Source organism: Pyramidobacter sp. CG50-2 (genome assembly GCF_003612005.1).
Taxonomy (GTDB): domain Bacteria; phylum Synergistota; class Synergistia; order Synergistales; family Dethiosulfovibrionaceae; genus Pyramidobacter.
The window spans coordinates 1-20,315 of sequence record NZ_RAWT01000048.1; the positions used below are offsets into that span (position 1 = coordinate 1).

At 63.2% G+C, this 20,315-nt stretch carries 18 protein-coding genes and 1 riboswitch; of the genes, 7 read left to right on the plus strand and 11 right to left on the minus strand.

Annotation, left to right across the window (positions count from 1 at the left end):
* The first annotated feature begins 163 nt into the window (after nt 1–163).
* Nucleotides 164–256, plus strand: a riboswitch (SAM riboswitch).
* 94 nt (nt 257–350) lie between these two features.
* From D7D26_RS09515 to D7D26_RS09530, 4 genes are all read left to right on the plus strand, one after another.
* Complete coding sequence (locus D7D26_RS09515; RefSeq protein WP_078015314.1) at nt 351–1,370, plus strand: methionine ABC transporter ATP-binding protein; 1,020 nt, start codon at nt 351–353, stop codon at nt 1,368–1,370.
* A complete protein-coding gene (locus D7D26_RS09520; protein ID WP_078015292.1) occupies nt 1,363–2,016 on the plus strand; it encodes a methionine ABC transporter permease in 654 nt (217 codons plus the stop codon). The genes D7D26_RS09515 and D7D26_RS09520 overlap by 8 nt, the downstream gene beginning before the upstream one ends.
* 26 nt (nt 2,017–2,042) lie before the next feature.
* Nucleotides 2,043–2,837: a MetQ/NlpA family ABC transporter substrate-binding protein gene (locus D7D26_RS09525; RefSeq protein ID WP_078015293.1), complete on the plus strand. Its 795-nt coding sequence runs from the start codon at nt 2,043–2,045 to the stop codon at nt 2,835–2,837.
* A 749-nt stretch (nt 2,838–3,586) separates the two neighbouring features.
* Nucleotides 3,587–4,507: an alpha/beta hydrolase gene (locus D7D26_RS09530; RefSeq protein WP_120372896.1), complete on the plus strand. Its 921-nt coding sequence runs from the start codon at nt 3,587–3,589 to the stop codon at nt 4,505–4,507.
* A gap of 74 nt (nt 4,508–4,581) precedes the next feature.
* On the opposite strand, the gene D7D26_RS09535 is transcribed toward D7D26_RS09530, so the two are convergent.
* From D7D26_RS09535 to D7D26_RS09555, 6 genes are all read right to left on the minus strand, one after another.
* The gene (locus D7D26_RS09535) at nt 4,582–5,322 is read right to left on the minus strand and encodes an IclR family transcriptional regulator (protein WP_078015295.1); all 741 of its coding nucleotides are present in this window, start codon (nt 5,320–5,322) and stop codon (nt 4,582–4,584) included.
* A gap of 276 nt (nt 5,323–5,598) precedes the next feature.
* On the minus strand, nt 5,599–5,835 hold the full coding sequence (locus D7D26_RS12345) for a TOBE domain-containing protein (RefSeq protein WP_158606332.1): 237 nt from the start codon (nt 5,833–5,835) through the stop codon (nt 5,599–5,601).
* Nucleotides 5,832–6,530: an ABC transporter ATP-binding protein gene (locus tag D7D26_RS09540; protein WP_158606333.1), complete on the minus strand. Its 699-nt coding sequence runs from the start codon at nt 6,528–6,530 to the stop codon at nt 5,832–5,834. The genes D7D26_RS12345 and D7D26_RS09540 overlap by 4 nt, the downstream gene beginning before the upstream one ends.
* Nucleotides 6,531–8,153 carry an ABC transporter permease gene (locus D7D26_RS09545; protein WP_120372897.1) on the minus strand — a complete coding sequence of 541 codons (1,623 nt, stop codon included), beginning with the start codon at nt 8,151–8,153 and terminating at the stop codon, nt 6,531–6,533.
* Complete coding sequence (locus D7D26_RS09550; RefSeq protein ID WP_120372898.1) at nt 8,140–9,132, minus strand: ABC transporter substrate-binding protein; 993 nt, start codon at nt 9,130–9,132, stop codon at nt 8,140–8,142. The genes D7D26_RS09545 and D7D26_RS09550 overlap by 14 nt, the downstream gene beginning before the upstream one ends.
* Before the next feature lie 55 nt (nt 9,133–9,187).
* Entirely contained in the window at nt 9,188–9,838 is a 651-nt protein-coding gene (locus tag D7D26_RS09555; RefSeq protein ID WP_158606334.1) for a PHP domain-containing protein, read from the minus strand.
* Nucleotides 9,839–10,063: 225 nt separating this feature from the next.
* Here D7D26_RS09555 and D7D26_RS09560 point away from each other — a divergent pair, with 225 nt between their 5' ends.
* From D7D26_RS09560 to D7D26_RS09570, 3 genes are all read left to right on the plus strand, one after another.
* Nucleotides 10,064–11,341 carry a CapA family protein gene (locus D7D26_RS09560; RefSeq protein ID WP_158606335.1) on the plus strand — a complete coding sequence of 426 codons (1,278 nt, stop codon included), beginning with the start codon at nt 10,064–10,066 and terminating at the stop codon, nt 11,339–11,341.
* A 131-nt stretch (nt 11,342–11,472) separates the two neighbouring features.
* Entirely contained in the window at nt 11,473–12,900 is a 1,428-nt protein-coding gene (pepV, locus tag D7D26_RS09565; RefSeq protein WP_078015300.1) for a dipeptidase PepV, read from the plus strand.
* A 504-nt stretch (nt 12,901–13,404) separates the two neighbouring features.
* Nucleotides 13,405–15,537, plus strand: a complete 2,133-nt coding sequence (locus D7D26_RS09570) for a YadA-like family protein (RefSeq protein ID WP_233543529.1) — start codon at nt 13,405–13,407, stop codon at nt 15,535–15,537.
* A gap of 430 nt (nt 15,538–15,967) precedes the next feature.
* Here the strand turns inward: D7D26_RS09570 and D7D26_RS09575 are convergent, their stop codons facing one another.
* From D7D26_RS09575 to D7D26_RS09595, 5 genes are all read right to left on the minus strand, one after another.
* Nucleotides 15,968–16,735: a LamB/YcsF family protein gene (locus tag D7D26_RS09575; RefSeq protein ID WP_078015302.1), complete on the minus strand. Its 768-nt coding sequence runs from the start codon at nt 16,733–16,735 to the stop codon at nt 15,968–15,970.
* 26 nt (nt 16,736–16,761) lie between these two features.
* Entirely contained in the window at nt 16,762–17,823 is a 1,062-nt protein-coding gene (locus D7D26_RS09580) for a 5-oxoprolinase subunit C family protein (RefSeq protein ID WP_078015303.1), read from the minus strand.
* On the minus strand, nt 17,820–18,551 hold the full coding sequence (gene pxpB, locus D7D26_RS09585; RefSeq protein ID WP_078015304.1) for a 5-oxoprolinase subunit PxpB: 732 nt from the start codon (nt 18,549–18,551) through the stop codon (nt 17,820–17,822). The genes D7D26_RS09580 and pxpB overlap by 4 nt, the downstream gene beginning before the upstream one ends.
* A 70-nt stretch (nt 18,552–18,621) precedes the next feature.
* Entirely contained in the window at nt 18,622–19,827 is a 1,206-nt protein-coding gene (locus tag D7D26_RS09590; RefSeq protein ID WP_078015305.1) for an NRAMP family divalent metal transporter, read from the minus strand.
* A gap of 218 nt (nt 19,828–20,045) precedes the next feature.
* On the minus strand, nt 20,046–20,315 hold a 270-nt coding region (locus tag D7D26_RS09595; protein WP_147413033.1), incomplete at its 5' end, for a transposase.

Sequence of the window (20,315 nt, forward strand, 5' to 3'; positions counted from 1 at the left end):
ATGCAAGCTTCTTTTAATTCAGATTTAATGCAACGGGGTACCGGATGTTGCGTTGCATTTACCTTGAAGAATTTCACGAAAACGTTCCGTCGGCCGGATCCGCGGCGCTCTCTTGCGCTTCGCGGAAGATTGTGTTATCATACCCGGCAATCAAACAGCGCAACTTTTATCAAGAGTCAGGGGAGAGAGTCAGCTCGATGATCCTGCACCAACCTGCCCGCACGGGGAAAGGTGGTCCTGCTGACAGCGATGAGGGGAAGCCTCAAAGAGGGATTTGAGCCGCCTTGCCATCGCAGGGCGGCTTTTTCGTTCTTCCCCGCACGACGCGCGCTTTTCAGGAAGGTGAAATCATGATCCAGCTCCGCGGCATCAAAAAAATCTATCGCGCGCCCGACGGCCGTTCCGTCGAGGCGCTGTCGGGCATCGACCTGGACATCGCCGACGGCGAGATCTTCGGCATCATCGGCCTCTCGGGCGCGGGCAAATCGACGCTGCTGCGCACGATCAACCGCCTCGAAGAACCCAGCGGCGGACAGGTCGCCATCGACGGGCAGGAGATCACGGCGCTCGACGCGGGCGGACTGCGGCTGGCGCGGCGCAAGATCGGCATGATCTTTCAGCACTTCAACCTGCTGGCCTCGCGAACGGTGGCGGGCAACGTCGCCTTTCCGCTGGAACTGGAAGGCTGGAAGCCGAAAGACATCAAAGACCGCGTCGCCGAAATGCTCGACGTCGTCGAGCTTTCCGACAAGGCCGGCAGTTACCCGTCGCAGCTTTCCGGCGGGCAGAAGCAGCGCGTCGCCATCGCCCGCGCGCTGGCGAACCGGCCGCACGTGCTGCTCTCCGACGAGGCCACCAGCGCTCTCGATCCCCGCACCACCAAATCGATCCTCGGCCTGCTGGCCGGCATCAACCGTCTCATGGGGCTGACGATCGTCGTCGTCACCCACGAGATGAACGTCATCCGCGAGATCTGCTCGCGCGTGGCCATCATCGAGTCGGGGCGCATCGTCGAGCAGGGAACGGTGAAAGAAATATTCCTGAACCCGCGCTCGAAAACGGCGCGCGAGTTCCTCGCCAAACTGCCGCGCACCGGCTACGACGAAGGCGCGGGACTGCCCCGCGAGAGCGGCAAGCCGGTGGCGGTGCTGACGTTCGACGGCTCGGCGGCGGAAGCGCCCCTGATCTCGCAGACGATCAAGGCTACGGGGGCCGACGTCAACATTCTCGCCGGCGCTATCGACAGCCTCTACGTGTCGCGCGTCGGCACCCTCACGGTGCAGTTCGGCGGCGCGCCGCAGGTGATCGCCGCGGCGATGGACATGATCCGCGCCCATAACGTGCAGGTGGAGGTGGTCTGGAATGGCTAAAATCTTCGACCTATTGGCCGGACCGACGCTGCAGACGCTCTACATGGTCGGCCTGTCGAGTCTGTTCGCGATCCTGCTGGGGCTGCCGCTGGGCATCGCCCTCACGCTGACCGAAAAGGGCGGCCTGTGCGAAAGCCGCTTTGCCGGCAAAGCGCTCGACGTCTTCGTCAACGTCTTTCGCTCCTTCCCGTTCATCATCCTCATGATCATCCTCTTCCCGCTCTCGCGGCTGATCGTCGGCACCACCATCGGCACCACGGCCGCCATCGTGCCGCTGTCGATCTCGGCCGCGCCGTTCGTGGGGCGCGTCGTGCAGAGCGCCCTCAAGGAAGTGGACCGCGGCGTGATCGAAGCCGCGCAGGCCATGGGCGCCGACGTCAGGACCATCGTCCTGAAAGTGATGATTCCCGAAGCGCTGCCCTCGCTGGCCGCGGGCGCGACGCTGACGGTCATCGCCATCGTCGGCAGCTCCGCCATGGCCGGGGCCATCGGCGGCGGCGGGCTGGGCGACGTGGCCATCCGCTACGGCTTCCACCGCTTCCGCAGCGACGTGCTGATCGCCGCCGTCGTCGTTATTATCGCCATTGTTCAAGGAATTCAATGGCTCGGTAATAAAATCGTCCGGAATCTGAGCCGGAATCGATAATTTATTTTTCGGGAGGTTTTGCTGCAATGAAAAAAATCTGTGTTCTCGCTCTTACCGTTTCTCTGTGCTTCGCCGGCGCGTCCTTCGCCGGCACGCTGCGCGTCGGCGCCACGCCCACGCCTCACGCCGAGATCCTCGCCCAGGTCAGGGACGACCTCAAAGCCCAGGGCGTCGACCTGCAGATCGTGGAGTTCACCGACTACGTCACGCCCAACCTGGCGCTCAGCGACGGCGAACTCGACGCCAACTACTTCCAGCACCTGCCCTACCTGCAGAGCTTCTGCAAAGACCGCGGCCTCGATCTGGCCTCCGCCGCCACCATCCACGTAGAACCCATGGGGCTGTTCTCGAAGAAGTTCGCCACGCTCGAAGGGCTCAAAGACGGCGCGCTCATCGCCGTCCCCAACGATCCCACCAACTGCGGGCGCGCCCTGCTGCTGCTCCAGTCCGCCGGACTGATCAGGCTGGCGGCGGACAGCGGCCTCACCGCCACCGAGCTGGACGTCGAAGAGAACAAACACGGCTTCAAGTTCCGTTCGCTCGAGGCGGCCCAGCTGCCGCGCTCGCTCGACGACGTGGACGCGGCCGTGATCAACGGCAACTACGCACTGCCCGCCGGTTTCAACCCCGCCAAGGACGCCCTGCTCGTCGAAGGCGCCGATTCGCCCTACGCCAACGTCATCGCCGTCAAGGCCGGCAACGAGAACAACGCCGACGTGCAGGCGCTGATCAAAGCCCTGCAGAGCGACAAAGTTTCCAAGTACATCCTCGGCGCCTACGCCGGCGGCGTACTGCCCGCGTTCGGCGGCCCCGCCAAGTAGAAAAAAGGCAAACTGTTTTTTCGGCCATGCTGTTCCGCATCTTGCAGATCGGCATGGCCGCTTGTTTTCCGCCGCCTCAGCGCAAAAATGTTCCACGTGGAACATTTTTGAAAAAGCGCCCGCGACAGTCTGCCGTACTGCGCTGATGATGGAATACGAGGCGCGGCGTTTTCAATGACGCCTTTTCATTGAAAATCGGTATCACAGAATCGAGCGGCAGTATTAAAGAGAGACGCGCCGAGTGCGGCGCGTCTCCTTTTATGGGGGGGACAAAACGCGTCCGGCATGGGAAGTTATGGAGATCTTCTCCATCCACAACTTTTATTTTAAGAGTTTAAAATAAAATCTTCCCTCTGACCCTTCATCACGTCACTTGAATCAAATAAGACAAAGCACATCATGTTTCTCTCGGAGAAGAAGGGAATGGGGATCTGATTCGTCAGAAATAAAAGTCTCAAATTCAGTTTTCATCGCGTCACGCCGCAACTATAATTTATTCTGTATGCACGGAGCGTTTTCCCGTCTCATGGAATGAGGCATTTTGGCTCAAAACTATCATTTCTTAATTTTATTATTTTTTTATAGCAATTTTTCCTTGCGCGCCGCTTGGTAATCTGATCGCTCCATGATAGAATTAAATTAGTTAATCACAAAGAAATACTTTCAAGGCTGTCTTCTTCATTTTCAAAAGATCGGTTTTTCTCTTTTGGAAGGATTCTCCGATCACGGGCAAAGGAGGTCGGGCGGAAATGAACGCTGAAACGAAAATCACAGATGTCATCGCAAACGAAAATTTCAAGGGATATGGCCATCTCCTTTTTCCCGGGCGTCTGAGCGAATCCGACAAAAAACGCACGCTGGCGCAGATCGCGCCGCTGTTCCCCTATCATAGGCATTTGAGCGTCGACGTCACGTTGAACGTCCTCAACTCCATGCTCGCGCGGGAAAAGAACGGCGAGAAGATCTTCTACGACCTTTATTCCGACGAAGAGAAAGGCAGGGATCCGGCCAAGGCGGAGACGGGGCTGTTCTCTTTCCGCGGCGTCAAAAAAGCGCCGTTTGCCGTTATCTGCGCGGGAGGCAGCTTCCAATATGTCGCGTCGCTCCACGAGAGCCTGCCGCACGCGCTGGAGCTGAGCCGCATGGGATTCAACGCCTTTACGCTCCACTATCGGACCGAAAGTCTCGAAGCCGCCTGCGAAGATCTGGCGGCGGCGATCACGCAGATCTTCGCCCATGCGGAAGAGCTCAACGTCGGCACGGAGTGTTATTCGCTCTGGGGCAGCTCGGTCGGCGCCCATATCGCCGCCTATCTGGCCTCGTACGGGCCGCACGGTTTCGGCGGCGCGCAGCTGCCGCGCCCCGGCACGCTGGTGCTGCAGTACACCGGGCACACCAATCACACCCGCCGGGAACCGCCCACCTACGTCTGCGTGGGCGAAAACGATCCCGTCTGCGACTGGCGGGTGATGAAAAAGCGTCTCGACGCGCTGGCGGCCTGCGGCATCGACACGGAATTCCACAAGTACCCGCATCTCGGACACGGCTTCGGCCTCGGCATCGGCACGGAAGCCGAGGGCTGGATCACCAGCGCCGCCGCGTTCTGGAAGCGCCATCTGCCCCGGCGGATGCTGCGCGTGCTCAGCCGCTTCGAAGCCGCGGCCGTCTGATCGGCGACAAAAAAATCCGGCGCTCCTGTCGTGCGGGAGCGCCGGATTTTTTTGTCGCCGGAAATTTCTTCGGTTCACGAATCGAGGATACTTTTTCGCAGTCGGGCGGCGGCTTTCTGAAGGACGCCGCGAAACGCCTCGAACTGCGGCACCACGGAATTTTTCGCGCCGCCGATGGCCAACACCGCCATGACCGTCCCATCGGGGTTCAGGATCGGCGCCGCCGCTTCGGCGGTTTCCGGCACCAACTCTTCGACGCTGACGGCATAACGCTTCTCTCTGATCTTCTCGATCTCCGCCAGCAGCTCTTTGGAGCCGGTGATCGTCGCGGACGTGTAGCTTTTCGGCTCGGAATAGACGATGTACTTCTGCAGCGGCTCGGGCGCGAAAGCCAACAGCGCCTTGCCCGCCGCGCCGGCGTGCAGGTCGAACAGCTTCGCGCGACGGCCCGCGAGCGCGGGCGCGTCTTCGGGCAAAGACGCGGCGACGCTGAGACCGCTGAACCCGTCGAGCGTGCACAGAGACACGCTTTGCCCGGTCTGATTGCACAACGCCTTCAGCAGATCCTGGGACTGGTTGACCAACGCCAGACGAAGCGCCCAGCCGTTCGACTGGCCGAGCAGCTTGTAACCGATCCGATAGCCCTGCGTCCTCTTGTCCTGCGCGACCCAGCCGTTCTCTTCCATTCCTGACAGAAAGCGCTGGACCGTGCTCTTGGGAATGCCCGTCCGCATCCCCAGCTCGCGGACGCCGAGCTCGCCGCCGTCGGCGAGCAGCGTCTCGATGAGCGCCATGATGTTGCGCGTAGAATTCATGGAACCTGCTCCTCTCTCGCTCTGAAAATTGCTGTGAACATTCTATGATTTCTATGATCAAAATATAGCATTTCGCAGACATAACTGTCAAGCGCGCCGCAGGAGCTTTTCAGCGTCGGGCAGCCGACGTGCGGCAAAGATTTTTACATTATAGAACTTTTGGGAGCGATTTCCATAAGATATATCAATTTCTGTCCCTTTTTCAACATTATGCGCATCTTACGAAAATATAAAAATGAAAAATCCGTTTAAAAGGAGCGACGGTTGAAGCGGTTTTTATTCGTCGTGATTCCGGGGCGGCAGGATCGCGAAGCGCACTTCGCCGCCGATCTCGCGCGCCGGTTCGGCGGCGCTGGGTATGGAGGCGCGCAGCGTCTGCCCCTGCCAGTCGATGATCCAGTCCGTCGAGGCGCCGAGGAACGCGCGCGAGACCAGCGTTCCGACCAGCGGACCGTCTTCCGCGACGGCGATCTGGTCGGGGCGGAGCAGGTCGCGCTTCCCTTCCAGGATCACGGGGAACGCGTCGCCGATAAAATCGGCGGCGAAAAATAGACTTCTTCGGGCGTGCCCACCTGCATGAGCCGCCCTCCCTGCATCAGCGCCACGCGGTCGGAGATCGACAGCGCTTCCTCCTGGTCGTGCGTGACGTACAGCGCCGTGATGCCGAACGCCTTTTGCAGCGAACGGATCTCGGCGCGCATGCGCACGCGCAGCCGCGCGTCGAGGCTCGAGAGCGGTTCGTCGAGCAGCAGCACCCGCGGGCTGAGGATCAGCGCCCGGGCGAGAGCCACGCGCTGCTGCTGGCCGCCCGACAGTTCCTGCACGCGCCCCCTTTGATAGCCATCCAGACCGACGCGCTCCAACATTTCCGCCGCGCGCCGCAGCCGCTCCGCGCGGGGCGTTCCGCGCACGCGCAGGCCGTAGGCGACGTTTTCCTCCGCGCTCAGGTGCGGAAACAGCGCGTGACTCTGAAACACGGTCGCCGTAGGACGTTTCTCCGGCGGCAGCGCCGAAACGTCGCGCCCGTCGAGCATGACGCGCCCCGAATCGGGAAACAGGAATCCGCCGGCGATCTGCAGCGTCGTCGTCTTGCCGCAGCCCGAAGGTCCCAGCAGCGTCAGCAGTTCGCCTTTTTCCAGCGCCAGCGTCAAACCGTCGAGAGCTTTCGCTTCGCCGTAACTGAACGACACGTTCTCGAATGAAAGCATTCAACCTCTCCTTTCGCTGATTTTCCAGGCCAGCGCGTTGACCGCCAAAATCGCCGCGATCAGCAGCGAGGCCATCGCCGAGGCGTCGCCGTACTTGCCGCTGTTGATCGACTCGAACAGCTCCACCGCCGCCACGCGCGCGTAGGGGCTGACCAGGAAGATGATCGGCCCCGTACTGGTCATGGCGGCGCTGAAAGCGTTGATGAACGACACCAGCATAAACGGACGCAGCAGCGGCAGCAGCATGTCGCGCAGCACGCGCCCCTGGTCGCCGCCGAGGTCGCGCACGGCCAGTTCCAGCTCGGGATTGATTTGAGCTAATCCCGCCTGCGCCGACCACGTCGACGGCGAAAGCTGGCGGAACAGGCAGTTCATGGCGATCAAAAAGCCGGCGGGAACCTCCCACGACAGCGACGACGACACCAGCAGATAACCCACGCCGAAAAACGTTCCCGGCACGAGGTAGGGCAGCTCGATCAGCACGCGCGCGCCGCGCCGCAGCGCCTCGGGGGCGCGGTCCAGCAGCCGCGCCAGCGCCGCTCCCAGCACCGCGCCGCCCAGCCCCGCCGCAACGGAACAGGCCAGGCTGCGCGCGAAACCGTTGCCGCTGAAGTTCCACAGGCTGCGCAGATGCGCCGTCGTCAGCGTGAAGTCGGCTCCCCACGTCTTTGTGACGCTGCCGGCGAAGATCAGGCCGTAGACCGCCGTTTCCAGAGCGACGAACCCCCACGCCGCCGCTTCCGGCAGCCAGCCGGACGGGCCGCGCAGGCGCAGCGAGCGCGTTCCCGCCAGCCGCAGCGAAAAGTTCCGCCCGCGCGCCTCGCGCCGCACCGCCAACAGCAGCAGCGACGGCAGCACCAGCAGCGCGTTCATGGCGCAGGCCAGCGGGAAATCGCCGACGCCGATCAGCGTGTTGTACGCCTTCGACGCCAGCACCTGAAACCTCCCGCCCACGAACAGCGGCGTGCCGAAATCGGAGAGCGAGCGCACGAAGACCATCAGCGCCGCGGCGGCCAGCCCGGGACGCGCCAGCGGCAGGCTGACGCCCAGCAGCGTGCGCAGCGGCGAAGCGCCCAGATCGAGCGAGCCCCGCTCCAAAGCGCCGTCCACCTGATGGAACGACGCCGCCGCCAGCAGCGTGGCGACGCCCAGCTGCGACAGCGCTTCCATCATCACCACGCCGTGAAAGCCGTAGGGATTCCATTCCAGCCCCAGCAGCCGCCAGGTGATCAGCCCGCGGCGTCCGAAGAGCATCAGATACGACATCGAACCGACGAACGGCGGCGAGATCGTCGACAGCACCAGCACCGCCGTCAGCAGTTTGCGTCCCGCCGCCGCGCCGTACAGCAGCTTCACGGCCAGCAGCGACGCCAGCGGCAGCGTGACCGCCGTCACGGCGGCGGCCACGCCGAAGCTGTTCAGCACCAGCGGCCAGTTTTTTCCCAAAAGCCCGCGCCACGCCGAAAGCGACCACTGCCCGTCCGCCAGCAAACTTTCGCGCAGCACCGCCGCCACGGGCCACAGCGCAAAAAGGAGGACGCCGCCCCCCGCCAGGAGCCAGAGTGCCAGCTCCGCGCCGGAGAGCGCGCGTCCTTTTCTTTGCGCCGGATTATTTGGAGCCAAAGCGCTCCTGCCAGGCGGCGAGCACGCGCTTGCGCTGCGCCCCGCCCTCGACCACGTCGGCCTTGACCAGGTTGGAATCGCGCATCGCCTGCACCGCGGGAGCCAGCTTCACGCCGGGACGGATCGGAGCCTGCGTGGTGTACTTGGCCAGCGTCTCCTGCCCCTTCGCCGACAGCACCCAGTCGATCAGCGCCTTGCCGGCCTCGGGATTGCGCGCGCTCTTGAACAGCGCCACGGGCGCGATGTACCACGGCACGCCGTCGGCCGGGAACGCCGTCTCGATCGTGTAGCCCTCGCCCTTCAGCTTTTCGCCGGTGTCGAACGGAGCCACGGCGATCGCCGCTTCGCCCGTACTGACCTTGTTGGCCGGCTCGGCGCCGCGTTTGGAGTAGTAGGGCACATTGGCGTCGATGCCCTCGAGCAGCTTCCAGCCCTCTTCCTCTCCCTTCGCGGAAAGGATCGCCCAGACCATGGCGTAAAACGTGCCGCTCACGGCCGGCGTGGCCATCAGCACCTCGCCCTTGTAGACGGGGTCCGTCAGATCCTGCCAGCTGCGCGGCATGGGCAGGTTCTTCTTGGCCATGATCTCGCTGTTGACGACGAAATCGACCGCGCCCAAAGAAATGCCGCTCCAATAGCCGTCGGCGTTATAGAACATCGGGTCGTACGCGGCGCGTTCGGGCGACGCGTACGGTTCGAGGAACCCCTCGCCGGCCGCCGCCACGTAGCTGTCCAGACCGCCGCCGAACCACACGTCGGCCTGCGCCTTGCCCTTGGCCGCGCGCAGGCGGGTCAGGACCTCTCCCGACGACATGGCCAGATACTCCACTTCGATGCCCGTGTCCTTCGTGAACTCCTGAAGGATGCCGTCAACGCCCGTGTAGGCGATGAAGATGCTGAGTTTCTTCTCCTCGGCGCCGACGGCCGGGACCGCCAGCATCATCACAGCCGCCGCCAACGCTCCAAACTTTTTCGACATGCAGAGACCTCCTTAAACTGATACGCGCCGCTTGCCGCGGCGCGGAAAAACCGTTTTATCCCGCCAGGTGCGCGCGGCAGAACGCCTCCGCGTCGGTGAACTTCGCGCCGTCCCAGGCCAGCGGACGGCAGCGCCCGGCCCGCACGGCGCGGATCAGGTCGCGCTCGTCGCGCAGCTCGTCGGCGAATTCCGTCACGAACAGCCCGACCCGCTCGCGCCAATGCGCGTCGGCCGCTCCCAGCAAAGCGCGGCCGGAGGCGCGCGCCAGTTCCAGCGCGCGCAGGTTGGCGGCCGGGTCGGTGCTGCCGTTGAAACATTCCACGCCGTGTAGCCCCGGCAGCGTGCCGATCAGATCTTCGAGACCGCGGTTGTTGTCGCGGAACGGATGGGCCGCCGTCGCGCAGCCGCCGCAGGCCGCCACGCGCGCCATCAGTTCTTCCGGCGTGAGCGAAGCGGGCGGCGGCGCTTCGTCGAGGCCGAAACAGACCACGTCGCCTTTCGTCGTCAGCACCTCGACGCCGAGAAAAAGCGGAAAATCGAATTTCCTCCGCCATTCGGCGACGACCTCTCGCGCGCCCAGCGTGTCGTGATCGGTGACGCAAAGCCCGTCGATGCCCATCTCCCGGGCGCGGGCGACCGCTTCGGCGATGGGCAGAAAGCTGTCCGGCGAGTACTCCGCCGTGTGCATGTGCGTATCCAGAATCATCGGGAATACACCTTTCGTTTGTCGATAACTGAAAATCATAATATAGTTAACCTTCTTGAAAGACGATTATCCCCCAAAGAAGGGCAAAGGTCAAGACGCGCCGAAACGGACAAGGGGCGGCAAAACGGCCGCGGGACGCGGGCGATTTCCCCCTTTCGCCGCCGCGGCAAAGATGCGATAATGGAGCGGATTTCAATCGGATTTTTTCGGGAGAGGACTTTTTTCATGAGAAGACCGCTGCTCGCGGCGCTGCTGGCCGCGTTTCTCTGCGGGACGGCGCGCGCGGGAGCGCCGCTTCCCGACGATTCGGCGTCGCTGTTCAGCGCCGACGCCGACGCCCTGCGTCCCCGGCGCGCCGCGCTGCTTTTCGTCGGCGACCTGATGGCCCACGCCCCGCAGTTGACGACGGCGCGGCGCAAAAAAGGCTACGACTTCGCGCCGTCGTTCGCGCGCGTCAAACCGCTGCTTTCCGCCGCCGACCTGGCCGTCGGCAACCTCGAGACCACGCTCGGCGGCGCCAAGCGCGGCTACACGGGCTACCCGTGCTTCAACACGCCCGACGAGTACGCCGACGCCCTCAAAGACGCCGGTTTCGACGCTCTGACCACGGCCAACAACCACTGCCTGGACCGCCGCGCCGCCGGGCTGTTCCGCACGCTGAAAGAGCTGCGCGGCCGCGGCTTCACGACCTTCGGCACGTACGCCGCCTCCGCCGACCGCGAGACCGTCGCCGTCGAGAACGTGAACGGCATCACAGTCGCCTTCCTGTCGTGGACCTACGGCACCAACGGCATCCCCGTGCCGGCCTCGCAGGACTGGGCGGTGGCGCGCGGCGCTTCGTGGGAAGAAGTCAGCGGCGACGTCGCCCGCGCCAAAGCGCTCAGGCCCGACTTCATCGTCGCCATGCCGCACATCGGCGTCGAATACGCGCTGACGCCGCCGCGCTTCGTCGTCGCCTTCGCCGAAAAGCTGATGGAAGCCGGCGTCGGCGCGGTGATCGCCTCGCACCCGCACGTCGTGCAGCCGCTGGAACTGCGCGCCGCTTCGGGCGACCGCGCCTCGGCGCTGATCGCCTGGTCGATGGGCAACTTCATCTCCAACCAGCGCGCCAGGCCGCGCGACATGGGCGTGATCGCGCGCCTGACGCTGGAAAAAGAAAACGGCGTCACGCGTCTCGTCAGCGCCGACGCCATCCCCACCTGGGTGCAGACGCGCACGAAAAAAGGCGCCCGCGTCTCGCGCGTGCTGCCGCTGCTGGACGCACTCGCAAACGCCGAAGCGCTGCAGATCTCCGCGGGCGACCTCAAGCGCCTGCGCGGCGCGCACGCCGATTTCACCGGGCGCGTGCTGGGGCGCGCCGTCCCGCTGGCAGAAGCCCAGCTGGCCTACGAACTGGAACCGTCCTCGCAGGATCGTTTTTCGACGGCCGCATTCGACGAAATCGCCCGCCGCGCCGCTGCAAAAAAACGCGGCGCGCGGAAGAAAAACGCGGTAAAACCGTAATTTTCGTTCATATTTTTTTCATATCCGCCTTTAAAACGACGAATTTCCGGCATTTCACGCAAGCGGAAACAAAAACGCCAGAGTACAATCGGTTCAGAAGAAAAAACTTTATTCGAGGAGGAACACCCGACATGAACATGGACAAGATCCGCGCCATCATCGACAAAGACCGGGACAGCCTGATCGGCACGATCCGCGAGCTCGTCGCCGTACCCAGCGTAGGCGGCGAAGCGCCGCAGCCCGGCGCCCCCTTCGGCCCCGGGCCGAAAGCCGCCCTCGACAAGTTCGTCGAGATCGGCGCGCGCCATGGCTTCCGCACTTGGGCTTTCGAAGATCAGGTCGGCATCGCCGAACTCGGCGACGAATCCCTGCCCGAAATGATCGCCGTGCTCGCCCACGTCGACGTCGTTCCCGCCGGCGACGGCTGGAGCTGCGACCCCTGGCGGGGCATGATCAAGGACGGCCTGCTCTACGGCCGCGGCGTCGCCGACGACAAAGGCCCCGCCATCAGCGCCATGTTCGCCATGAAAGCCCTGCGCGAGGCCGGCGTGCGGCTGAAACGCCGCGTGCGCCTGATCGTCGGCACCAACGAGGAACTGGGCAGCCGCGCCATCGACCGCTACGTCACATCCGGCCAGGAACTGCCCGTGGCCGGCTTCACCCCCGACGCCGAGTACCCGCTCATCAACGGCGAAAAGGGCAGCATCACGCCCAAATGCCGCGCCCCCTTCGCGCCCGACGGCGGCGACGTGCAGGTGCTCTCGATCGACGCCGGCGTCGCCTCCAACGCCGTGCCCTCCAAGGCCGTGGCCGTGCTCAAAGTCGCGCCCGCGGCCGAAGCGCGCCTCAGCCGCGTCGTCGAAGAGTTCGCCGCCCCCCGCGACGCCAAGCTGACCTGCGAAAAGAGCGCGTCCGGCGAATACACGCTGACCATGGACGGCCTGGCCTTTCACGGCTCGCGCCCGCAGTACGGCTCCAACGCCGCCGCCAACCTCGTCAAAGTGCTGCGTCTGCTCGGCGTCGGCGGCGAACAGGGCGCCTTCCTCGAAAAGATCGACGCGCTCGTGGGCACGCAGACCCGCGGCGAAAACCTCGGCGTCATGCTCTACGACGACGTATCCGGCTTCACCTCCCTCTGCTGGGGCCTGCTCAGGAGCGAAGGCGACAAGATCATGTTCACGCTCAACTACCGCTTCCCCGTCACCTTCGGGCGCGACCCCGTCTGCGCCAAGTTCGTCGAAGCCCTGCGCGGCCACGGCTTCGAAGTCGAGGCCGGCAGCGGCAGCCATCCCCTCTACATGCCCGAAGACAGCGACCTCGTCAAAAAGCTGATGAAAGTCTACCGGGACGAGACCGGCGACTGCGAGTCGAAGCCCATGTCCATCGGCGGCGGCACCTACGCCAAGGAAATGCCCAACATGCTCGCTTTCGGCAACCAGTTCCCCGGCGAGAACACTCACATCCACGAAGTCGACGAGCGGTGGAGCATCGAACACATCATGAAGAACACCAAAATCATGGCCGCCGCCATCGCCGCGCTGGCCGGCGTCGAAGAATAGCAAGAACCTCACACAAGAGGCGGAAGTTTTTTTCTTTCGCCTCTTGCGTTTTTATCGGAACAAGAGAACGCACGTCCGACGATCACTGACTCGTCGGACGTTTTTTTATATGCAGTGCATAGTTAGTTTGTTAATTTGAGTTTTTTGAAAAACGGCAAAACCTTCGAAAAAAGATACATCCGAAACCGCTCGAGTCTTTACAGCGCAAGCACTTAGACCAAGCAGGCCAACAATATGCAAATTATTATATAATTTGATTTATACCATTGATTTTTAAGCATATATATGTTATTCATATCTTCATGCTAGGTAGGAGCGGTTTTGTGCGTGTCTTTGGCGCGCAACCACGGCTCCGATTTTTGTCTGAGGAGGATTTCTTCAATGGGATACCGGGCAACAGGGCATGGAAGACGCGGAACTGTATGTGAAACGTTTGAAAAACGGAAACTCCGCCGGGAAAAACACGCCGCGCCCTTTTTCAAAGGAGGCGCGCTGGTGGCCGTGATGCTGGGGCTGGCGCTTATGCAGCCCGCGACGACGTTCGCAGACACGATCCATTATTACAGCGTGAAGAGCGACAAGACCGGAGCGGGGAGCAACCACGACAACGACGGCGCCACGGGAGACGACTCTTTAGCCGTCGGCGTCAAGAGCAAAGCAGCCGGCAGAGCCAGCAGCGCCGTAGGCTATGGGAACGAAGTTTCCGGTAAATACGGCGTCGCTTTGGGGCGAGAGAACAAAGTCTTTGATCATGGCGAAAGCAGCAACGCTATCGGTTCTCGAAACGAGATCCACGGCAAGCTCAGCAACGCCATCGGCCGAGGGAACGCAATCACTGAAGATATCGAAAGCGGCACCGCCATTGGAATCTCGAATACGGTCTCCGGCACGTATGCCAACGCCGTAGGCTATCGAAACAAGGTTTTGGGCAAGTCGAGCAGCGCCGTAGGCTATTATAACAAGGCCACCGAAAATTCGAGCAATGCGTTCGGCTCCGGCAATAAAGCATCCAAAATCATGAGCAGTGCTTTCGGCTCCAGCAACAATGCACTCGGTGACATGAGCAACGCCTTCGGAGCCTTTAACGCGGCGGTGGGCAGGCACAGCAGCGCTTTCGGCTCCAACAACAAGGTAGGGGGCGAGAGCAGCCATGCCTTCGGCGAAGGGAACATCGTTGGGAGCACCTCGAAGAACGTGCTGATCCTGGGGAATAACGTCAAAATTGGCGCTACGAGATACAGTTCCTCGCAAAACACGTTCGACGGGGAGAGCGACGTTTCCGGCGCGGTGGCGCTCGGAAACGAAGCGGGCGTCGCCGTGCAGGGCGGCGTGGCGCTGGGAGAAAAGTCCGTCGCTGACCGCGGCAAGGGAACCGTCGGCTATGACGCCTCCGGCGCGGATCACAGCAACGACACGGACGGCGTATGGAAAGCCACGGCTTCCGCCGTCTCCGTCGGCGCACCCGTTCGGGGAGCCGCCTCCGTCACCCGTCAGATCACGGGCGTCGCGGCCGGCAGCGCCGACACCGACGCCGTCAACGTCGCGCAGCTCAGGCAGATCGCAGCCGCGAGCGGAGCCGCCACTTACAGATTTACCCTCAGCGATTCCGCAACGCCCTCCGCGCACACGGTCACGCTCGGGCAGAACACGACGCCACCGGACATCAAGTTCGTCGGCACGGGCGGCATCACCGCTGCGGTCGCCGGCGGGGTCGTCACGATCGGGATCGATCCGGCCTCGCTCGGACAGCCCGGCACGTGGAATCTGCAAACCGACGGCGGCGCGTCCGTCCCCGTCGGCACGGGAAACACCGTCAAGTTCAAGAACGGCGACAACATCGAGATCACCCGCACCGATAGGGAAGTGACCGTCGCCGTCGCCAAGAATCCGACCTTCAAAGGCAAAGTGACGGCGAAAGAAGGCTTCGACGCCGCAGGCCACAAGGTCGAACGCGTCGGGGCGGGAGAAGTCAGCCAGGCCAGCGCCGACGCCGTCAACGGCTCGCAGCTTTGGGGCCTGACCGACAGGATCGCCGGATACCTCGGCGGCGGAGCGAAAGCCGGTGCTGACGGAACTCTTCTCCAGCCGACTTACAAAATCCGCGGCAGCGGCTATCACAGCGTCGGCGACGCGCTGAGCGCCGTGGACAGCGAACTCGGCAAACTCTACGGCAACTTCGGCAGCGTCTACGAACAGATGGGCGAGCTGAGAAGCGACGTCAAGAACGTCGGCGCGCTGAGCTCCGCGCTCTCCGCTTTGAAACCGATACAGTACGATCCCGTCAAACCCAGCCAGATCATGGCCGGATTCGGCAATTACCGCGACAAGTGGGCGCTGGCGCTGGGCGTGGCGCATTACGTCAGGGAAGACTTCATGGTCCACGCCGGCGTGTCCGTCTCCGACCACGGCGAATCGATGGCCAACGCCGGCCTGACCTGGAGGATCGGAAGCAGGGAAGACGCGGAAGCGATCCCGGCGCGCTACCGCAAAGGCCCGATCGGCAGCGTCTACGTGATGCAGAAGGAGAACGCCGAATTGCAGGCCCGGGTGGCCTCGCAGGCGCACGAGATCGCGGAGATGAAAGAACGCATGGCGGAACTGGAGCGCCTGCTGCGCGCTTCGGTCAAGTTCCGGTAAAAGCGGGAACAGAATCCGCCGCAAAGACGCGGAGCGAGGGCAAAAAACGCAGCTTATACTATTTCTCAATTAAAACGACGAACACAGAGGCGCTGCGGGGGAGATTCACAAAGCGAGCTGCGCAGCAGTCGAGCTCCTTCTGAGCGACTGAACTCCCACGCAGCGTTCTGCAAAATATACGAGTGCTTTTTATCAAGAAATAGTAATACACCGACGCTTCAGAGCGAAGAAGGAACGAGATCTACAGCACAAGAGGCGCGGCAGCCAGTTTATCGGCTGCCGCGCCTCTTGTCGTGGCCCCATTCCCAGGAAATATTTTTCATACGGTTTTTCGTCGAAGAGGACAAAGGGCTTGTGCCCTTTTTAGAGCGTCGAAGGCGCGTCGGAATTCTCGCGCGCCCTGCGGGAGCGCTTGTTTTCTACGCCGGCGCTAGACGATCTGCGCCAGCGGGGCGATCTCGATGCCGGCCTCGACGAGGCGCGCTCTCAGGGTCTGGGCCATCTGCACGGCCGTGGGCGAGTCGCCGTGCAGGCAGATGGAGTGGGGACGCAGCTTCACGATCGTGCCGTCGATCGCTTCGACGACGCCTTCTTTGACCATGCGGATCACGCGCGCGGCGGCGATTTCCGCGTCGCGCACGAAGGCGCCTTCCCTGCTGCGGGGCACGAGCGTGCCGTCGGGCATGTAGCCGCGGTCGGCGAAGGCTTCGGCGGCGTAGGGCAGGCCGATCTTCGCGGCCGCTTCGTCGAACTTCGAGCCGGCCAGCCCCATCAGGATCAGTCCGCCGGCGTCTTTCACGGCCTGCGCGAGGGCTTCGGCTTCCTCGATCTTCTTGGCGGCGCTGTTGTACATGGCGCCGTGGGGCTTGACGTGCTGGAGTTTCGTGCCCGCCGCCTCGCAGAAGGCGCGCAGCGCGCCGATCTGATAGAGCGTATAGGCGTAAAGCTCGTCGGGCGTGCAGGCCATGCTGCGCCGTCCGAAGCCGACCAGATCGGGATAGGCGGGATGGGCCCCCACGGCTACGCCCGCCGCTTTCGCCGCCGCTACGGTGGCGCGCATCACGCAGGCGTCGCCGGCGTGGAAGCCGCAGGCCACGTTCGCCGACGAGACGAAGGTGAGCACGTCGCCGTCGCGTCCCATCTTCCAGGCGCCGAAACTTTCCCCCAGATCGCTGTTCAGATCCACTCGATAGTTCATCGTTCATTCCTCCCCCAGATTTCGGATCAATCCAGACGTTCCCACGTCACGGCGTAATCTTTGCCTTCGACGTTCAGTTTCATCGCCCCCGACCGCGCCGGCTGCATTGACGGCGCGGTCTGCGGCTGCGCGGCGGCGTGCTGCACGAACAGCCGCAGCCGCTCGACTTTCGCCGCTTCGGCGCGCGACAGCTCGACGCCTTCGTCCTGGCTGAGCGGCGCGAAGCGCACCGTTTCGCCGGGCATTTTCTGCGCCAGGCGCGCCACGTCGAGCGCGTGCACGACGGCGATCTTCACGTAGCCGCCGGTGGTCTGGCGGTCGGCCATCATCACGATCGGCAGGCCGGAACCGGGCGCCTGCACGGCTCCCATGGGGATGCCGTCGGAGACGATATCGGGGCCCTTCGCGTGCTCGATGGCGCGGTCGCTTTCCAGACGGCAGCCCATGCGGTCGGCCGAGGTGGAAACGGCGTATTCGGTCTCGAAAAACGTTTTCAGCCCTGCGGGCGTGACGTAGGAGTCCTGCGGCCCCGGCACGGCGCGCAGCGGCGCATCCCCGTAGTCCGGCAGCAGCTCGGCCGGGCAGGCCGTGCCGACGATGTTGCGCCACAGCGACCACGGCGCGCCGGCGGACAGTTCGTCGCCGTCTTTCAGCTTGCGGCCCTCGAGGCCGCCGATCTTCGCTTTCATGTAGGTGCTGCGGCTGCCCATCACCGGCGGCACGTCGATGCCGCCGCCGACGCAGACGTAGGCGCGGCAGCCGCGTCCGTGCGGGGCGCCGAAGCCGAGCCGGTCGCCGTCTTTCACGGCGACGGCCGTCCACATCGGCAGGGGCGCGCCGTTCAGCTGCGGGCTCAGATCGCCGCCGGCGACGGCGACGCAGCCTTCGCCGGCGAAGCGGATCAGCGGCCCCATCACCGTCACTTCCAGCGCCGCCGCGCCGGGGGGATTGCCGAGCAGCAGATTGCCGCGCGTCAGCGCCGGCGCGTCCATCGCGCCGCTGACGGGCATGCCCAGCGCCTGATGGCCCCAGCGTCCCAGATCCTGCACGGTGGTCAGGGCGCCGGCGCGTTCGACGATCAGCTTCATGCGCTCGCCTCCCTTTCAGCGTATTCGATGCGGTACTCGCCGCTCTTGATCTGCTCCTGGATCTCCGCGTAGCGCGCGGCCGTCACCGGATAGAACTTCACCCACAGCCCCGACGTGATCGCCACGGCCGGATCGCGCCGCGGATCGTAAAGGTCGTAGGGGACGCGGCCGATGATGCGCCAGCCGCCGGGGCTGGCGATCGAATACGCGCCGGCCTGCGCGCCGCCGATGGCGACGCTGTTGGCGGGGATCAGCTCGCGCGGCGTTTTCAGGCGCGGCGTCGTCAGCGCCGGATCCATGCCGCCCAGATAGGGGAATCCCGGCGTGAAGCCGTTCATGTAACAGTAGAGCGGCGAATCGCAGTAGCGCTTCACCACTTCCTTTTCCGTCAGGCCGGTGTGCGCGGCGACCTCGCCCAGGTCGGGGCCGGACTCGCCGCCGAAAAGGACGGGCACGCGCACCTCGCGGCCGCCCGCCCGCTCCGCGGCGAAGGGCTTGGCCAGCTCGCTTTCGAGCCGCTCGCGCAGCGCCGGCAGATCGACCGTCAGCGGGTCGAAGTAGATCGACAGCGAGCGGTACGTCGGCACCAGCTCCCTCATGCCGCGAAATGGGTTTTCGTCAAGCGCTCGTGCCAGCGACTGCACGCGGCCGTTCACGGCCAGGTCGATCACCTCGCCGAAATCGACGAACAGACACGTCTCGCCGGCCGGCAGGATCTTCGCTTCCATGGGATCGCCTCCTTGCTGAAAAAATCTCCACGGGCCGGAGCGCGCTCCGGAGTTCTTTCGCCCTGCGCCGCTACGAGAAGATCTTCATGATGTTGGGCAGCGCCTTCACGCCCATCCACAGCGTGAAAGCGACCACGACCCAGCCGGCTCCCGTCAGCCACGTCGGATGACGGTACGCCGGGCCGACCACGTCTTTCTTGTACGCGCCGAGCAGGATCGAAGCCAGCGCCAGCGGCAGGATCAGGCCGTTGATCGAGCCGGCCACGATCAGCAGCGCCACCGGCCGGGCGATGAAAATGTTGATCGCCGTCGAGGCGCAGATAAAACCGATCATCCACCAGCGGTAGTTGCGGTCCACCGCGGCGAACAGCGAACGCAGGAACGACACGGAGGTGTAGGAGGCGCCGATCACCGAGGTCACGCCCGCGGCCCACAGCACCACGCCGAACATGCGGTAGCCGACCTCACCGGCTCCCTTGCGGAAGGCGTCGGCGGCGGGATTGGCCGCGTCGAGCACCACCGCCGGCTGGCCGGCCGCCACGTAAACCACGCCGAGCACGGCGAGGAACAGCAGGATGCGCATGATCGACGTGACGACGATGCCGTTCACGGCGCTCTTCGTCGCGTCGCGCACGTCGTGCACGCCCGCGTCGATGAGGCGATGCGCGCCCGAGAAGGAGATGTAGCCGCCCACCGTGCCGCCGATCAGCGTCAGGATGATCATCCAGTTGACCGTGCTCGGCATCACCGTCTCTTTCGCCGCCAGCGCTACCGGCGGCGCGGCCTTGAACGCCACGTAGAGCATCAGCGCGATCATCAGGAAGCCGAGCAGCTGCGTGAAGCGGTCCATCGCCTTGCCGAGATCCCTGTTGAGGAAGATGAAAACGGCGATCGCCGCGCTGACGGCCGCGCCGACCTGCACGTCGAGCCCGACCATCGTGTTCAGCCCCAGCGCCGCGCCGCCGACGTTGCCGACGTTGAACGCCAGGCCGCCGAGCGCTACGGCGAAGGCGAGCAGATAACCCAGGCCGGGAATGACCCGGTTGGCCACGTCCTGCGCGCGCAGCTTCGAGACGCAGATGATGCGCCAGATGTTGAGCTGCACCACCGCCGTCACCACGATCGTCACGGCGATGGCGAAAGCCGCCGAAGCCAAAAGCTGCTGCGTGAAGACCGTCGTCTGCGTCAAAAATCCCGGCCCGATGGCCGACGTCGCCATCAGAAACGCCGCGCCGAGAAGGACCTGCAAGGTGCTTTTTCCTTTGTTCTGATCCATGAATACGCCTCCTTTTTTTATTTGCGTTCGGATACGTTTTCATTATTTCATGATCGGCCGAGCGTTGTCAATCAGGCGCATTCATGTATTTAAAATACATTTTTTAAATGAAATTCTTCAAGGTAAATGCAACGCAACATCCGGTACCCCGTTGCATTAAATCTGAATTAAAAGAAGCTTGCATTTAGGGCTTGTTTAAAAAAACATTTCAGCTTGTATTATTTCAATAAAATAACACTGGCAGCAACAAGAACAAAAGCGAAAAACGAAGCGTCAAGTTTGTCATAGCGGGTGAAAATTCTACGGAACCATTTGATTTTCTGAAAGAAACATTCAACCAAGTGTCGTTCCTTGTAAACATGCTCATCTATAAACCACGGTTCGGGATTATCGCTCTTCGGCGGGATAGTGTAACTTCCCTCCCGAGAAGTAATGTACTCTCTGATGGCTTGCGAACCGTAAGCCTTATCGCCGATGACGTTGCTCCC

Bases quoted from the DNA above. Each gene is read 5' to 3' on its own strand.
- D7D26_RS09515 (WP_078015314.1), top strand. From the start codon at position 351: ATGATCCAGCTCCGCGGCATCAAAAAAATCTATCGCGCGCCCGACGGC.
- D7D26_RS09520 (WP_078015292.1), top strand. From the start codon at position 1,363: ATGGCTAAAATCTTCGACCTATTGGCCGGACCGACGCTGCAGACGCTC.
- D7D26_RS09525 (WP_078015293.1), top strand. From the start codon at position 2,043: ATGAAAAAAATCTGTGTTCTCGCTCTTACCGTTTCTCTGTGCTTCGCC.
- D7D26_RS09530 (WP_120372896.1), top strand. From the start codon at position 3,587: ATGAACGCTGAAACGAAAATCACAGATGTCATCGCAAACGAAAATTTC.
- D7D26_RS09535 (WP_078015295.1), bottom strand. From the start codon at position 5,322: ATGAATTCTACGCGCAACATCATGGCGCTCATCGAGACGCTGCTCGCC.
- D7D26_RS09540 (WP_158606333.1), bottom strand. From the start codon at position 6,530: ATGCTTTCATTCGAGAACGTGTCGTTCAGTTACGGCGAAGCGAAAGCT.
- D7D26_RS09550 (WP_120372898.1), bottom strand. From the start codon at position 9,132: ATGTCGAAAAAGTTTGGAGCGTTGGCGGCGGCTGTGATGATGCTGGCG.
- D7D26_RS09555 (WP_158606334.1), bottom strand. From the start codon at position 9,838: ATGATTCTGGATACGCACATGCACACGGCGGAGTACTCGCCGGACAGC.
- D7D26_RS09560 (WP_158606335.1), top strand. From the start codon at position 10,064: ATGAGAAGACCGCTGCTCGCGGCGCTGCTGGCCGCGTTTCTCTGCGGG.
- pepV (WP_078015300.1), top strand. From the start codon at position 11,473: ATGAACATGGACAAGATCCGCGCCATCATCGACAAAGACCGGGACAGC.
- D7D26_RS09570 (WP_233543529.1), top strand. From the start codon at position 13,405: ATGCTGGGGCTGGCGCTTATGCAGCCCGCGACGACGTTCGCAGACACG.
- D7D26_RS09575 (WP_078015302.1), bottom strand. From the start codon at position 16,735: ATGAACTATCGAGTGGATCTGAACAGCGATCTGGGGGAAAGTTTCGGC.
- D7D26_RS09580 (WP_078015303.1), bottom strand. From the start codon at position 17,823: ATGAAGCTGATCGTCGAACGCGCCGGCGCCCTGACCACCGTGCAGGAT.
- pxpB (WP_078015304.1), bottom strand. From the start codon at position 18,551: ATGGAAGCGAAGATCCTGCCGGCCGGCGAGACGTGTCTGTTCGTCGAT.
- D7D26_RS09590 (WP_078015305.1), bottom strand. From the start codon at position 19,827: ATGGATCAGAACAAAGGAAAAAGCACCTTGCAGGTCCTTCTCGGCGCG.